Source organism: Mesorhizobium sp. M0862 (assembly GCF_040319795.1).
GTDB lineage: Bacteria > Pseudomonadota > Alphaproteobacteria > Rhizobiales > Rhizobiaceae > Mesorhizobium.
In genome coordinates this window covers 71380-85693 of record NZ_JAMYOJ010000016.1, presented here as the reverse complement: position 1 = coordinate 85693, position 14314 = coordinate 71380, and the positions used below count along the sequence as shown (strand labels likewise).

Annotated in this window: 11 protein-coding genes; 5 read left to right on the top strand and 6 right to left on the bottom strand. The window is 59.1% G+C overall.

The annotated features are described in order from the left end of the window. Positions 1 to 9 precede the first annotated feature (9 nt). The 3 genes from NKI15_RS22620 to NKI15_RS22610 are packed head-to-tail and all read left to right on the top strand — an operon-like array spanning position 10 to position 3906. The gene (locus NKI15_RS22620; RefSeq protein WP_023808360.1) at positions 10 to 501 is read left to right on the top strand and encodes an MOSC domain-containing protein; all 492 of its coding nucleotides are present in this window, start codon (positions 10 to 12) and stop codon (positions 499 to 501) included. Positions 502 to 507: 6 nt separating this feature from the next. Further along, a complete protein-coding gene (locus NKI15_RS22615) occupies positions 508 to 1458 on the top strand; it encodes a PDR/VanB family oxidoreductase (RefSeq protein WP_352887080.1) in 951 nt (316 codons plus the stop codon). A 51-nt stretch (positions 1459 to 1509) separates the two neighbouring features. Continuing rightward, positions 1510 to 3906 (top strand): transketolase, encoded by a 2397-nt coding sequence (locus NKI15_RS22610; RefSeq protein ID WP_352487295.1) that lies wholly within the window; start codon positions 1510 to 1512, stop codon positions 3904 to 3906. A gap of 170 nt (positions 3907 to 4076) precedes the next feature. On the opposite strand, the gene NKI15_RS22605 is transcribed toward NKI15_RS22610, so the two are convergent. The 3 genes from NKI15_RS22605 to gmd form a co-directional block, all read right to left on the bottom strand. Beyond that, positions 4077 to 5498, bottom strand: coding sequence for a phosphomannomutase (locus NKI15_RS22605; RefSeq protein WP_352887077.1), 1422 nt, complete (start codon positions 5496 to 5498; stop codon positions 4077 to 4079). A gap of 352 nt (positions 5499 to 5850) precedes the next feature. Continuing rightward, positions 5851 to 6795 carry a GDP-L-fucose synthase gene (fcl, locus tag NKI15_RS22600; protein ID WP_023689384.1) on the bottom strand — a complete coding sequence of 315 codons (945 nt, stop codon included), beginning with the start codon at positions 6793 to 6795 and terminating at the stop codon, positions 5851 to 5853. Then, positions 6795 to 7865 (bottom strand): GDP-mannose 4,6-dehydratase, encoded by a 1071-nt coding sequence (gmd, locus tag NKI15_RS22595; protein WP_352887075.1) that lies wholly within the window; start codon positions 7863 to 7865, stop codon positions 6795 to 6797. The genes fcl and gmd overlap by 1 nt, the downstream gene beginning before the upstream one ends. Positions 7866 to 8833: 968 nt before the next feature. On the opposite strand from gmd, the gene NKI15_RS22590 reads away from it, so the two are divergent. Then, complete coding sequence (locus tag NKI15_RS22590; RefSeq protein WP_352887073.1) at positions 8834 to 9820, top strand: nodulation protein NodZ; 987 nt, start codon at positions 8834 to 8836, stop codon at positions 9818 to 9820. A gap of 240 nt (positions 9821 to 10060) precedes the next feature. After that, a complete protein-coding gene (locus NKI15_RS22585; RefSeq protein ID WP_352887141.1) occupies positions 10061 to 11476 on the top strand; it encodes a mannose-1-phosphate guanylyltransferase/mannose-6-phosphate isomerase in 1416 nt (471 codons plus the stop codon). Positions 11477 to 11674: 198 nt separating this feature from the next. Here the strand turns inward: NKI15_RS22585 and NKI15_RS22580 are convergent, their stop codons facing one another. The 3 genes from NKI15_RS22580 to NKI15_RS22570 all read right to left on the bottom strand — a co-directional run bounded on the left by NKI15_RS22580 (position 11675) and on the right by NKI15_RS22570 (position 14307). After that, on the bottom strand, positions 11675 to 13231 hold the full coding sequence (locus NKI15_RS22580) for an E2 ligase fold family C protein (protein ID WP_352887070.1): 1557 nt from the start codon (positions 13229 to 13231) through the stop codon (positions 11675 to 11677). 3 nt (positions 13232 to 13234) lie between these two features. Continuing rightward, a complete protein-coding gene (locus NKI15_RS22575; protein ID WP_245261414.1) occupies positions 13235 to 13621 on the bottom strand; it encodes a hypothetical protein in 387 nt (128 codons plus the stop codon). A gap of 98 nt (positions 13622 to 13719) precedes the next feature. Continuing rightward, positions 13720 to 14307 carry a putative metal-binding protein gene (locus NKI15_RS22570; protein WP_245274146.1) on the bottom strand — a complete coding sequence of 196 codons (588 nt, stop codon included), beginning with the start codon at positions 14305 to 14307 and terminating at the stop codon, positions 13720 to 13722. Between the last annotated feature and the right edge of the window lie 7 nt (positions 14308 to 14314).

Sequence of the window (14314 nt, the reverse complement as noted above, 5' to 3'; positions counted from 1 at the left end):
GAGCGATGCATGATCTGGCAAGGAAAGCTGCTTCACATCCATATCGCTCCCGCTGCCTCCTATGAAATGGAGGAGCTGGCGCAGGCGCAGCTTATTGCCGGCCAAGGCATTGTCGGAGACCGCTACTACCTGGGGACGGGGACCTATTCGGCGCGTCCCGACGTTCGGGAGGTGACACTGATCGAAGCTGAAGTTCTGGACGCCATCGCGAAGGGCGAGCCCAGGATTCCGGGCTTCAAGGCCAAGCTCGCACCCGAAGATCACCGGCGCAATCTGACGACACGAGGCGTTCCGCTTGGCCATCTTGTCGGCAAACGCTTCCGGGTCGGGGAAACGATCCTCAGAGCCGCCCGGATGAATGTGCCGTGCAAGTATATCGAGGAGTTGCTGGGGCTTCCGGGTCTCTACGAGGGGCTTCTGAACCGCTCCGGCCTGAACTGCACAATCCAGGTCGGGGGCGTGATCCGCCCCGGTGATCTGATCTTGCCCATCGACGAGTGAAACGCCATGGCCTCGCCGCGTATTATCATGAAGCTGACCGTGACCGCTGTCCGCAAGGAGCCGGGCGACGTGCTGGTCATCGACCTGAAACACCCACGCAAACCTGTGCTGCCGGCGTTCGAAGCGGGTTCTCACGTTGATGTCCATCTTCCCGAAGGAAAGGTACGTCAGTATTCACTTTGCGGCGATCCGACCGAGCTCAGCTGCTACACCATCGCGGTGAAGCGCGAGAATGACGGCCGTGGCGGCTCGGCGTGGATCCACGAAACCATTGTCGTCGGCTCCACACTGCCTGTCTCCACGCCACGCAACCATTTTGCTCTCAAGCTAGGCGAGGGGCCGACTTTGCTGCTGGCAGGGGGGATCGGGATCACCCCGGTTCTGGCCATGGCGCGCGCGCTCGCCCGGCAGGCCAAGCCCTTCGAGTTGCACTATTTCACCCGCGGCCGGGCGCTCACGCCACTCTTGGAGGTGATCGAGGACGATCTTCCTGGCGATAATGTTCGGTTCCATTTCGACGACGAGCCGGCGACCCGCCAGGAGATCGCCGCGCTGCTGGCGAACCGTTCGGCCGAGGCTCAGGTTTACTATTGCGGGCCGCCCGGATTCATGGCCGCCGTGGGGCGGGCGGCTGAACCCTGGCCCGAGGGCACGGTTCATTTCGAAACTTTCCAGCCTCCCGAGTTTGATGGCGCGCCACCGGAACCATTCGTCATAGAACTCCGTGCGGGCAGGGTGGTTGAGGTTTCGGCTGAGACCACGGCACTGGCCGCCTTGCGTGCGGCCGGTGTGCCGTTGATGGCCTCGTGTGAGAACGGGGTGTGCGGGACCTGCGAATGCGCAATGCTGGCGGGACAGCCGATCCATCGGGATGCCGTCCTGTCCAAGGAGGCACGCGGCCACCGCTTCATCCCCTGCGTGTCGCGCGCGACAGGTGTGTTGAAACTCGATCTTTGACCATTTGGGCGGGGGTCCTGTGAGACCGGCAGCTGATTTGCGGGAAACTGAATGACGAGGAAACTGGAATATCTGAACGAGATCGAGCGCTGCGTCTCCTGGCTCGCAGCCTGGACGATCCACCACGCCAACCACGTCCGCGAGGGCGATGAGATCAAGGTCGGGGGGCATCAGGCCTCGTCCGCGTCGCTGAGCACCATCATGACCGCGCTCTACGGTTCGGTCCTGCGCCCGCAGGATCGGGTGGCGGTCAAACCCCATGCGGCGCCGATCTTCCATGCACTTCAGTATCTGGCGGGCAACCAGACCCACGAAAAGCTCATGAACTTCCGCGGCTACAAGGGCGCGCAGAGCTACCCTTCGCGGACGAAGGATGTCGACGATGTCGACTTCTCGACCGGGTCGGTGGGTCTCGGCGTTGCTCAGACGCTGTTCTCGTCGCTGGTGCAGGACTACGTCTCGGGTCACGGCTGGATGAAGGAGCGTGCCGAGGGCCGAATGGTCAGCCTGATCGGCGACGCCGAGATGGATGAGGGCAACATCTACGAGGCCCTGATCGAAGGCTGGAAGCACGGGCTCAGGAACTGCTGGTGGGTGGTCGACTACAATCGCCAGTCGCTCGACGCCGTGATCCGGGAGGGCCTCTGGCAGCGGTTCGAGCAGATTTTTCGCAACTTCGGCTGGGACGTGATGGTCCTGCGCCACGGCGCTCTGCAAGAGGCTGCCTTTGCCGAGCCGGGGGGCGAGAAGCTGCTCGAGTGGATAGAGCGCTGTCCGAACCAGCTCTATTCGGCGCTGACCTTCCAAGGGGGTGCTGCCTGGCGCAAGCGGCTGCTCGACGAGATCGGAGACCAAGGGCCGGTCACCACTCTGATCGAACGCCGCTCCGACGACGAGTTGCAGGCGTTGATGACGAACCTTGGCGGGCATGACATGCCGAGCCTCCTCGAAGCCTTCGAGGCGGCGTCCAGGCATGACCGTCCCGTCTGCTTCATCTGTTACACCATCAAGGGCTACGGTCTGCCGCTTGCCGGACACAAGGACAACCACGCGGGGCAGATGACGCCCACGCAGATGGAAGACTACCGCCTGCAGATGGGCGTAAAGCGGGGTGAGGAGTGGGACAAATGGGCGGCCGCCACCTTGCCGGAAGCGGAACTTGACGCCTTCTTCGCAAAGGCGCCGTTCTTCAGTGAGGGGCGTAGGAGGCTGTCTGCGCCGTCGGTGCCGGTGCCTGAAACCCTTCCGTCACCGGGGCAGCCCGGCAAGCCGCTCTCGACCCAGATGGGCTTCGGCCAGATCCTGAACGACATCGCACGCGAGCGCAGTCTGCTTGCCGACCGCATTGTCACCACCTCGCCCGATGTGACGGTCTCGACCAATCTCGGTGGCTGGGTCAACCGGCGCGGCCTTTTCGCCCGGGAGACCATGGCGGACACCTTCAAGGCCGAACGCATTCCGTCGACCTTTACCTGGGAATTTGGGCCGAAGGGGCAGCACCTTGAGCTCGGGATCGCCGAGTCGAACCTGATGATCATGCTCGGGGCGCTCGGTCTCTCGCACTCGATCAATGGCGTGCGCCTGCTGCCGATCGGGACAGTCTATGATCCCTTCATCTACCGATCGGCCGACCAGCTAAACTACGCCTGCTATCAGGATGCGCGCTTCATGCTGGTCGCAACGCCCTCGGGCGTGACGCTGGCGCCCGAGGGCGGGGCACACCAGTCGATCGGCACCCCATTGATCGGCATGGCGCAGGATGGGCTTTGCGCCTTCGAACCGGCCTTCGTCGACGAACTGTCCGTGATCATGCGCTTTGCCTTCGATTACATGCAACGTAATGGCGAGGGGGATCCGGATGAGACGACGTGGCTGCGTGATCAGACCGGAGGATCGGTCTATCTTCGCCTGTCAACCCGGCCGCTCGAGCAGCCGCTGCGCGACATGAACCCGGCGCTCGCGCGGGACATCGTCAATGGCGCCTATTGGCTGCGTCCGCCCGGGCCGAACGCGAGTGTCGTCATTGCTTATCAAGGCGTTGTCGCGCCGGAGGCGATTGCCGCGACGGGTCTTCTGGCGGAGGACCGGCGCGATGTCGGGCTGCTCGCGATCACCTCCGCGGACCGGCTTAATGCGGGCTGGCAGGCGGCGGAACGTGCCCGGCAGCGTGGCGCGATTGGCGCCCTGAGTCATATCGAGCGGCTGCTCGCGCCGCTATCGCGTGACTGCGGCATCGTCACCGTGATCGACGGCCACCCGGCGACGCTCGCATGGCTCGGTGGGGTTAACGGGCATCGCGTGAAGGCGCTCGGGGTCGAGCAGTTCGGCCAGACGGGGACTATTGCGGACCTCTACCGTCACCACGGCCTGGACACCAACGCCATCGTACATGCGGCACAGGCGGTGAGTGCGGGACCGGCTGTTCGCTACCGGAAGGCGCTGCCTTGACCATGAGCTACTGGGCGGTCCGTGGCCGGTACGGATCGGCTGTTTCCACGGGCGTTCCGGTTCGCTTCAAAGCGGACAGGGCCAGGGACACTGTGGACGTTCTGATCGCGCTAGAGTAGCTCGTGCGACCCCCAGGGTCACCTGGAATACGCAGGGAGGCGGCTTTTTATTTAGCCTTGCCTCCAATTACGAATTCGATCCAATCCAGTCCGGAGCAAAAGCTCCGCGTCCTCCCGATTTTCGGCTTCGACGTAGCACCGCATTTCCGGGGCATTTCCGGACGGACGCAAATGCAAGACACGCTTATCCGCGAGAGTGATACGAAGTCCGTCAACATCGCTAACCTTGCTTACCACTCCAATCGACCCGACGAAGGCGGCGATGTTAGTTTCCGCCGTACGAAGGTATGTCATGAGGCGAGTGCTGCTTTCGACGGAAAAATTTTCCAAGCGATCCGCCGCCGCCGCCGGCAATTGAAAGGAACTGCCAATTTCCGACAGTGGCTGCCCACTTGTTTTAATAAGGGAAAGTGCCGCAAGGATGGGGAGAAAACTGTCGCGTGTAGGTAGCGCTGGCAGTTTAGTTCCGTTCGGGTCAAAGTCCGTGCCGGTCAACAAACCACCGTTTGCTTCGAAACCAACCACGCGCTTGTGACCCGACGCAACCAAATCGAGCATGGCAGCAATAACAAATGGCGATCCAACCTTGGTACGCACGACTTTAAAAGAACCTGCGGTCTCGATACCAGAGTTTGATGTGACCGGCGTGACGACTGCCTTCGCTTGCAGGAAGTTCGCCGTAATCAGGCCTAACAAATCACCGCGAAGGGGGTCTCCGTGGTCGTCAGCTACCAGTGGGCGGTCACCATCGCCATCTGCCGAGACGACCGCATCAAGCCGATGCTCTTTGGCCCAGAGCTTGAACTGTTGAGCAGTCTCGTCAGAGACCGCTTCAGTGTCGACAGGAATGAAACCTTCCGAACGTCCCAGGGTTACGACCGTCGCACAGTGATATGAGAGAATGTCAACCAAGAGATCGCGCGCGACTGTGCTGTGCTGATATACGCCCACCGTTAAGCCCTTTAGAGCATTAATCTCCATAAGCTTTCGATTGCGCGCCATGAAAAAGGCCTTGCATTCGGCCTCCCGGTGCTGCCGACGTGCAACAGCACCTTCAAGGACGTATCCGCGCTTCTCCAACTGCAAGGCGATGCGCGTTATCTCCCGCTCATCACCCTTGTCGATCTCACCGTCGGGTCGATAGAATTTTATTCCATTACGGTCGGCCGGAATGTGCGAGCCTGTGATCATCAAACAACCACTCTTACGCGCCTGAGCATACAGTGCCAGGGCAGGGGTGGGGACTGCGCCGCAATCGACTACGATGAAGCCGAGCGCGGACAGTGCCGCCGCACAGACGGCGGCGATGGCCGGACTCGAGGCGCGAAAGTCGCGCCCTATGAGTATCTCGTCGCCAATTCTGGCCAGGCCGGATTCCAGCAGGAATGTCGCGAATGCCGTTGCATATAGGGCAGAGGCGGCTCCTGCCAATTCTGTCGCTAGGCCCCGTAATCCACTTGTTCCGAATTTCATACCAAATCCGACGTTGCTAACCGGGTTTTGAAGGTAACATGCTCAAACCTTGGCTCGTCCGGAATGCCCATCGACAGATCCCTCGGACGAGAACAAGAAGTACATTCGGTTACCGTAGACGCGTTCGGTTCTCGACGGTTACCCTTGTGAGGATTGACGCAGTCGGCGTCGGCGTGGGCAGCGCACCGTGACCTTCACGGCGACGAGGTTGGAGCGGATGGGGTCCGGGTCCGGCAGGGCTCCTCGCGGCTGGCTCACATGAGCGCTATCGCCATCGAGTGATTGTCTCAGTCTACATTAGCTCTGGGTCCCGAAAGCGCGTACAGGCCTGAGACGCAGCAAATCCTCTTATCTATCGCCGTTCGGTGTAGCTCCCGTTCAGAAATGCATGATAGACACTCTCGATGCCTTCCATGAGAGTGATCTTTGCTGCCCATCCCAAAGTGCGCAGCTTGTCGACGCTCATCAGCTTTCGCGGTGTACCGTCAGGTCTAGAGTGATCATGCGCGATCTCCCCAGTAAATCCGACTACACGGCAGATCATTCTAGTCAGCTCTAGGATCGTGATGTCCTGTCCGCAGCCGAGATTGACGTGATCATGGTCAGAGTAGTTCTTCAGAAGGAAGACTAATGCGTCGGCGCAGTCGTCGACGTGCATGAATTCCCGACGTGGTGTGCCTGTGCCCCAGATGGTGATTTGCTTATCACTTATGAGCTTAGCTTCATGCGCTTTCCGGATCAGCGCTGGGATGACGTGGCTTGACTGCAAGTCATAATTGTCGCCTGGCCCGTAGAGATTCGTCGGCATAGCGGAGATGTAGTCGCGGCCATATTGCTGGCGATAGGCTTGAGCCATTTTGATGCCGGTGATCTTGGCGACGGCGTAGCATTCGTTGGTGCGCTCTAGTGGCCCGGTCAAAAGCGCGCTTTCAGGAATGGGCTGTGGTGCCATCTTCGGATAGATGCAAGACGAGCCGAGGAAGAGGACGCGGTCGACATTGTTTTCGTGGGCTGCCGCGAAGATATTGGCCTCGATCATCAGATTGTCGTAAAGAAAGTCGACCGGATAGGTGGCGTTCGCGAGAATACCACCTACCTTTGCCGCCGCCATAATGATAGCGTCCGGTTTCATCACTGCCACGAAGTTTTCAACCTCGGTCTGTCGCTTGAGATCTAGCTCTCCCCGAGGGGCGGCCACAACTTTGCAGTCTTCAGACGCGAGTCGGCGTACAACAGCGCTGCCCACCATACCTTTGTGGCCAGCGACCCACACGGTTTTTCCGTTCAGATCATACATTACGCTTCCTTCATGACTACAGATGTCTGCATGACCTTCAGGTCTTCGCGGACCATTTCCGCAGCAAGCTCGCGCACGGATGTCTCATGCACCCAGCCGAGCTTCTCCTTCGCCTTGGTAGCGTCACCCAGGAGAAGATCGACTTCCGTGGGGCGGAAGTAGCGTGGGTCCACTTGGACTAGGCATCTGCCGCTCGCTACATCATAGCCCTTTTCGCCGACACCCTTGCCACGCCATTCGATCTCGACGCCGATATCTTCGAAAGCCCACTCGACGAATTGGCGGACAGGAGTCGTTTTGCCCGTAGCCAGCACGTAATCATCCGGTTGATCCTGCTGTATCATCATCCACATACCTCGCACGTACTCACGCGCATGGCCCCAATCGCGTTGAGCATCGAGATTGCCGAGATAAAGCTTGTCCTGCTTGCCCAGGTAGATAGCAGCGGCAGCGCGGGTGATCTTGCGCGTCACAAAAGTTTCGCCACGAAGGGGGCTTTCGTGATTAAAAAGAATGCCGTTGGAAGCGTGCATACCATAGCCCTCGCGATAATTGACGACCATCCAGTAGGCGTAGAGCTTGGCGGCGGCGTAAGGGCTGCGCGGATAAAAGGGCGTCGTTTCGTTCTGCGGTACGGACTGCACGAGGCCGTATAGCTCTGAAGTCGAGGCTTGATAGAAGCGGGTCTTGTCCGTCAGACCGAGGAGGCGAATCGCCTCAAGAAGTCGCAATGTACCGATACCGTCCGCGTTTGCTGTGTACTCAGGTGTTTCGAACGACACCTGCACATGGCTCTGAGCAGCCAAGTTGTAAATTTCGTCTGGCTGAGATTCCTGAACCACGCGGATGAGGTTAGTCGAATCAGTGAGGTCACCGTAATGCAAGATCAGGCGCGGATCGGATTCGTGCGGGTCTTGGTAGAGGTCTTCGATACGACCCGTGTTGAAGGAAGAGGAACGTCGCTTAATCCCATGAACGATGTAGCCTTTTTTGAGAAGAAGACGGGCGAGATAGGCACCATCCTGTCCAGTTATGCCCGTAATAAGAGCAACTTTCCTGCTATCGCCCATTCTATTCCTGCTCTATTAAAGTTTAAAGTTTCGGCTCCGGCTCGCCACGCCGACACAATGTGCGGCCCGCCCCTGCCCTATGGAGCACTTCGACAGATGCGGCGCGAAGCTCGTCATTGACAGTCCGCCAGCCGAGCACACCTCTTGCTTGGAGTCACAGCAAAATAGAATTGCGCCGCTAACCTGTCGGATTCGTACATGCGGTCTGAGTGCCGCTCAGCTCACGTCGTGAGCGACATGTACTCCCAGCATCTTGCAGCTGATTTGCTCATCCATCAGCGAGTGAGGACGCCTTTCTTTCTTGCTTCAGCGTCTTCTAATGGGAATTGTTTGGATCAGTGAAATCGATTGTTTGGATAAAGTGCATCCACAGAATGGATGGTCTGACCGAGCAGCGGGGGCGCATCGCCGGCCCGGAGTCGTAGGCGCGAGCTTCCGTTCGGGGCGAGGACAAAGTTCGTGGCCGCGAGCCCTCACCAAAGCATCCGGCACAGGTCGTGCAGAACTTTGGGAGCAGACTGCAGATTCTGTCGATCAGCTGGTTCCAGGCGCGTCGAGCTGTCGACCTCATCTCGCCCGGTACCGGTTGCTGTATGCAGCCTTGCGTATGGCGTCGACGGAATGATTTGCTTCGGCAGGCAGTGTCGCAGCGTTTCCCGGCTGTTTCGGATCTATTGGCATTGGCCGGGCCCGCGTCAGCCGAGCCCCTTCATCATGGCATCCAACACATGGATGGCCGGCATCCACTCAATAGATTTTACATATGCCGCGGAGGCCCATTAGAGAAGGCTGAACCGGAAGCGAGGGCATCGGCTTCAAGCTGTGCGAGAGGGATTAGTGGGCAGTGCTGAGGGAGCTCTTCTGCCCTACGCCCGGCCTCTGCCAAGCGCCCGGCGTCAGGGTTTACTAGTGTCGACTAAGGATTCCAAGCCGGATGCAACATCCTCTCTGAAACGAGATTTCCGAAAATGCATGTTAGTGGATTGGAAAAGCGCCGGTTCGTCGTCTCTCGGAGGCGTACGGGGTTCGGTGATTGTCTGTGGTCGTTGGCGGCCGCTTGGCGCTACGCGCAGCGGTCGGGACGAACTCTAGCCATCGACTGGCGGGGGGCCTGCTACCTCGACCAACCCTTCACAAATGCGTTTCCGGTGTTCTTCCAGCCGATCAATGACATCGCTGGCGTGCCGGCTATTTCCGACGACCGGATCAACGACGTTTCCTTCCCTGGTCCATTCTTCCCGGAGTGGTGGAACAGGCCGGCGATCGAGTGCCTTTACCGGCCAGATGAGCAGATTTTCCAAGAGCGCGATGAGTTGGGCGAGCTCTTTCAGGCCGAACACGATGTCGAAGCGAACACAGTAGTGTGTGACGCTTGTCTGATGTGGCGGTGCGATGAGGATGCAGAGCGGCAGGTGTTCCAGAGTGTCAAGCCTCGGCCAGAAATTCAAGCCCGGATAGATGACATTTATCAGGAATGTTTTGAGGGGCACAGCATCATCGGGATTCATGTTCGGCACGGTAACGGTGAAGACATCATGGAGCATGCGCCCTACTGGGCCGATCCGGAGCTCGCCGTTCGGCAAGTGTGCGCTGCAATTGCCAAGGCTAAGGCGTTACCGCACCCCAGGCCTGTGCGGCTGTTCTTATGCACGGACAGCGCGCGGATACTGGATCTTCTGTCGGCCAGGTTTCCCGATCTGCTCACTGTCCCGAAGCACTTCGGATCCAATCAAGGTGGCCCCTTACACACTGCAGCACTCGGGATTGACGGCGGTATTTCCGCCCTCGTTGAGATGTATCTTCTCGGGCGCTGCGATACCGTAATTCGGTTTCCCCCGACGAGCGCCTTTACACGATATGCACGCCTTTTCGCACCACGGGTAATTGAATTCGATCTGAAGGAGCCAAGTCGTTTGACTTTGATAGAAGACAGCCAAGTCTCTGATCTCAGTTAAGACCCGCCACCTGCGCAATTCGGCAGACGCAACCAACAGGCATAGTTGAATGCGCATTTCTCACCGACGCCAGTGGAGGCGTCGTACATTACCGATAGCGTCGTCATCTGACGCCGCCCGAAACGCGCCAGAACTTCGCTGTTACGCGGGGGCCGCAGACAAGCCAGAGCGACGGCGATCGTGACGCTGACGCTCGAAAGAACGCGGGCGATCACTCCAGAGACGAAATTGAGGTTGGTTATGAAAGTGATTCCCGTGATCATCAGCGGCGGAGCCGGATCGCGGCTATGGCCCGCCTCAAGGCAATCGCACCCCAAACCTTTCCTCAAAGTAGCGGATGGATATTCTCTCATTCAGCACACTGTGCTGCGCGCCGCTTCGATAGAAGGTGTCGTGGAACTCGTCGCTGTGACATCTGGGGAACACCTCTTCCTGACCAAGGACGAATTTGACGAACTGGATTCCGTGGTCCTGCCACGCACCTTTCTACTCGAGCCCGAAGCTCGGGATACGGCCGCCGCCGTGGCGGCAGCCGCGATCCATGCGAGGGCCACGCAAGGCCCTGACGCGATTCTGTGCGTCTTCCCGGCCGATCACCTGATTGGCAACTTGCCTGCGTTTCTAGACGTCATGGGCGTGGCCATGGAACATGCGAAGCTCGGGCGGATCGCCACATTGGGCATCACTCCAACCAGACCGGACACAGCATTCGGCTACATCGAAGCAGATGGTGAGAACGTCGTCCGTTTCGTTGAAAAACCGGATCTGAATACTGCCAAAGCCTATGTCGCGTCCAAATGCTTCTTCTGGAACGCCGGCATCTTCTGCTTCAGTGCGCAAACCATGCTCGACGAGATGGCTTTGCATTGTCCCGAGGTGCTCCAGGCCGTCGCCGACAGCTACGAGAACGGCCGCGCCAGTCAATGCCAAGGCTTTGCCAAAATCGAACTCGCGCCTGAGCATTTCGGTTCCGCGCCGCGAATCTCGCTCGACCACGCTGTCATGGAGAAGACTAACAGACTTGCCGTGATTCCCTGCGACATGGATTGGAACGACATCGGATCTTGGAACGCAATGGCCGATTTGATCGCCCCCGACGAAAGCGGGAACAGGATACGCGGCGATGTGCACATGGTCGACACGACCGGCACCTATGTGAGCTCCGACAAGCGCGTCATCGGCACGGTAGGTGTAAGCGATCTGGTGATCGTGGATTCCCCGGACGCTTTGCTTGTCACATCCCGCGACCGCGTTCAGGACGTTAAGAAGCTCTTCGAGGGCCTCAAGGCTTCGGGACATGAAGCTCATCTGGTCCATAGCACGGTACACCGGCCGTGGGGTACGTATACGGTTCTGGAGGAAGGCGAGCGCTTCAAGATCAAACGCATCGAGGTGAAGCCCGGTCGCCAGTTGAGCCTGCAGATGCACTATCATCGTTCGGAGCACTGGGTCGTGGTCAGCGGCTCCGCCAAAATCGTCAATGGCGAGCAGGAGTTGTTCCTGGGGACAAACGAATCTACCTACATCCCCTGCGGCCATAAGCATCGACTCGAGAACCCAGGCAGAATTGACCTGGTGATCATTGAAGTGCAGAGCGGCGATTATCTCGCCGAGGATGATATCGTTCGCTTCGACGACGAATATGGTCGAACGTAGATAACAGTACAAAAAACGTTAACGGCGAGCCGTCCCTCAAGGATCTCTGTCGTGGGTTCTGGGCCTGACATTGGCAAGCAGCGGGCCGAGCGTGTCATAATCCGCCCCGCACTCTCATCAGGCACTCGATCGTGGTCGAAAACATCGGTGAGCGCCTGACAGCGCGCCGTCCGCGGTAACGAAGACTTCAGATCTTTCTTAGGCGGACCCGTTGCTCAGCTGTTCAACGGCACAGCCGTATTTCAGCCTGTAGGCGGCAATGAAATCCTCATCGCTGCAGATGCAGCGGCCACTGGAATCTTTGGCTTTCGGATCATGGAGGTGAGAACCAAGGCGGCGCAGTAGATTCACGCGAGTGCTGGTCGTCGGACTCATCGGAAAACCCGCACTATGCTTGACCAGGTCTGCGGCAAGCATGATCCCGGCAAGCGCTGATTGAAAGGCCATCGGAACCACGGTTCGAACGAGACGACTTCCATCGCTAAGCTGGAACACCAGACCGCCGCAGATAACCTGCTGATAAAAGGAACGGAGGGGCTGGCCAACAAACGCGGCGAGCGGCTCAAACGGCACAGCCATCGCCGTAGCCACCCGAGCTACGAACTCATTGGGGACTCCGGTATTGGTCTGCAGGAGCGTTTTTACCTCCTCGTGTGCTTCCGGCATTCCGAGTTCCTCCGCGACCAGTTGGTGTTCGTCCTTGGATTTCCCGGTCGGCATGTACATGCAGCAAAGGCAAGCCTGGCCGTCATCGAAACCATGCCGCGAGATGCCTAGATCTTGCTCCTGAGTCCAGGCGTTCGCGATCCATCGGGGCAGAGCACCTTGGACAGCTAGACGGTCGGCGGCGGTGTCAAGCGCCACACCCACTCGGTCGAATACCCAGTCGCCCCGGCGCGCAACATATTCTGCCCACTTCATAGGGTGCGCCTCGACTTCAAGGGCGGTGGACCGAAGGGCGTTGGTTGCGAGGGCCGCCTTAGAGAGGCCGACCTCCGCCTGACCCGCCAACACGTAGCGCTGCAGGTTTGAGAGTTCGATAGCTTCGTGATCAACTACATGCAGGCGCCCCGACAGACCGGATTGCCTCGCCAGCGCCCATAGCGAGCCATGGCCTATCGCGCCGAGCCCAACGAGGTGCGTTTCGCCAAGGTCGACAGGGAAGTTTAAGGGGCTGGAATCGCCGGCGTTGCTCTTGTTGTAGGTGCATAAAGAGAGGCCGATGTTCTCGTCCAGCTCGGCGCCGGTCAGCTGGGAAGCAAAGATGGTTCGAAAGACGTTGGCCGCGGCGAAGCAGCTTGCGGCGCCAGCTCCATAGGGCAGCAAGCTCGAGCCAGAGCCCACCGGGTCCGTACGCGACAGCTTTGCCGCCCAACCCTGCGATCCCATGAAAAACGTTGGGCACCGAAGTGATGGGTGCACCGCGCCTGCAGCTACACAGACCGTCGCAAACTTGCCGGAACGCCGGATGCTGATTTTTGGATTGATCGACTTTGCCAAGCGCTCGAGCGCTTGGGCTTGAGAGCTCGCGGCCATATCCAGGGGGAGTATGGCCAGAACCGGATACAGTCTGGCAAGCAACCTGACCGTAAGGTCAAGCGTCGCCTGGCCCTCGGCACACGAAGCGGCTTGGCTGTCGAAGGCCACAGCCACGACCTGCTTTTCGAGGGCTGCTTTGAAGTCGCATAGATGAAAGTCGGCCAGCACCTGAGAAGCTGCCGTGGCGGCGCGGTCGATGAAGTTAGCGAGTGCCATCGTTCAACCCGTTATCGTGATCATCCGCCTGAGTGCCGCGGATGGGACCTCATTCCAGTTCGCCTTCGCGTCAAGTCGATAGGCGGCGACCCGAGCAAGATCGAAAGGCTCGCGGGCGAAATTGGGCACCACCAGCGACAGACACCCAACCGTGGTAGCGACCGCGTAGGCGTCGTCGGTCGTCGAATGGTAGGCTCGGCCCGGATGGCTATGGATCTGGGCGAAGAGTTTAAGGCTGCTCTTGTAGAGCCAGACATTGAGCCGGTGTAGTTCTTCGGCCGGAACTATCACGCAAACGCCGTCGCCCGTCCGAATGTGACGCTGTGCCGGGATAACGGTCTCTGTTACGCCAAAGTGTTGGTCTTGCTGAACGCCGACCCAGAGCGCCATCCCCTCATGGCCCTGTCGCCCAACTGAGCGCAGGTGCGCCTGGACACTTGAAAGACAGTCTCGGGGAAGAGCGACTGTCCCGACATCCTTGAGCTCGGTCATTCTGGAATGGCGGGTAGGGGGGCTATCATGGCTCCCACTGAGATTTGGAACTGATACTGAAGCTGCTCCACGGGACCGGTCCCGTACTTGATGATCTTGTCCAGGATGAAGGCCAAACAGCCTTCGCCAGAACCCCGGTGGAGAAGCCATGAATCACCTGAATGGGCTGGATTGTCGTGGTATTCCCGGACGCCTGCCATGCACAGGAATGGCGTGTGTTCCGCACTGTTGGCCTGGATGAAGTCCGACAGCGACAGAGCGTTCTGCTGCATGAGGACCAAAATCATATCCGGTGGGGTTCCGGGTAGATGCGGTCGTCTCAGCATCCTAAGCAGCAAATCTTTCCGGGCAATCGGCCGGCGTATAAAGGGGTCGACGAAGACCACCGACGGAGGTCGGAGGTCGTAATTGGAGAAGTCGATCTCGACAGCTGCACCGATGATCTGTGGCTTTATCTTCGGCGGTGCGAAGATGAAGAAGGCCGTCGGGAAGCTCGCCTCGATCAGGAAACAACCCTGAGCCCGGTAAATACCTGCTTGTGTTTGGAACCAGCCGATCTGCCGATCGAACTTCGCTCGGGACACCCCAGGG

What these genes read in the sequence shown, in the direction of transcription:
- NKI15_RS22620 (WP_023808360.1), top strand. Translation starts at nt 10, where the DNA reads ATGATCTGGCAAGGAAAGCTGCTTCACATCCATATCGCTCCCGCTGCC.
- NKI15_RS22615 (WP_352887080.1), top strand. Translation starts at nt 508, where the DNA reads ATGGCCTCGCCGCGTATTATCATGAAGCTGACCGTGACCGCTGTCCGC.
- NKI15_RS22610 (WP_352487295.1), top strand. Translation starts at nt 1,510, where the DNA reads ATGACGAGGAAACTGGAATATCTGAACGAGATCGAGCGCTGCGTCTCC.
- NKI15_RS22605 (WP_352887077.1), bottom strand. Translation starts at nt 5,498, where the DNA reads ATGAAATTCGGAACAAGTGGATTACGGGGCCTAGCGACAGAATTGGCA.
- fcl (WP_023689384.1), bottom strand. Translation starts at nt 6,795, where the DNA reads ATGTATGATCTGAACGGAAAAACCGTGTGGGTCGCTGGCCACAAAGGT.
- gmd (WP_352887075.1), bottom strand. Translation starts at nt 7,865, where the DNA reads ATGGGCGATAGCAGGAAAGTTGCTCTTATTACGGGCATAACTGGACAG.
- NKI15_RS22590 (WP_352887073.1), top strand. Translation starts at nt 8,834, where the DNA reads ATGCATGTTAGTGGATTGGAAAAGCGCCGGTTCGTCGTCTCTCGGAGG.
- NKI15_RS22585 (WP_352887141.1), top strand. Translation starts at nt 10,061, where the DNA reads ATGAAAGTGATTCCCGTGATCATCAGCGGCGGAGCCGGATCGCGGCTA.
- NKI15_RS22580 (WP_352887070.1), bottom strand. Translation starts at nt 13,231, where the DNA reads ATGGCACTCGCTAACTTCATCGACCGCGCCGCCACGGCAGCTTCTCAG.
- NKI15_RS22575 (WP_245261414.1), bottom strand. Translation starts at nt 13,621, where the DNA reads ATGGCGCTCTGGGTCGGCGTTCAGCAAGACCAACACTTTGGCGTAACA.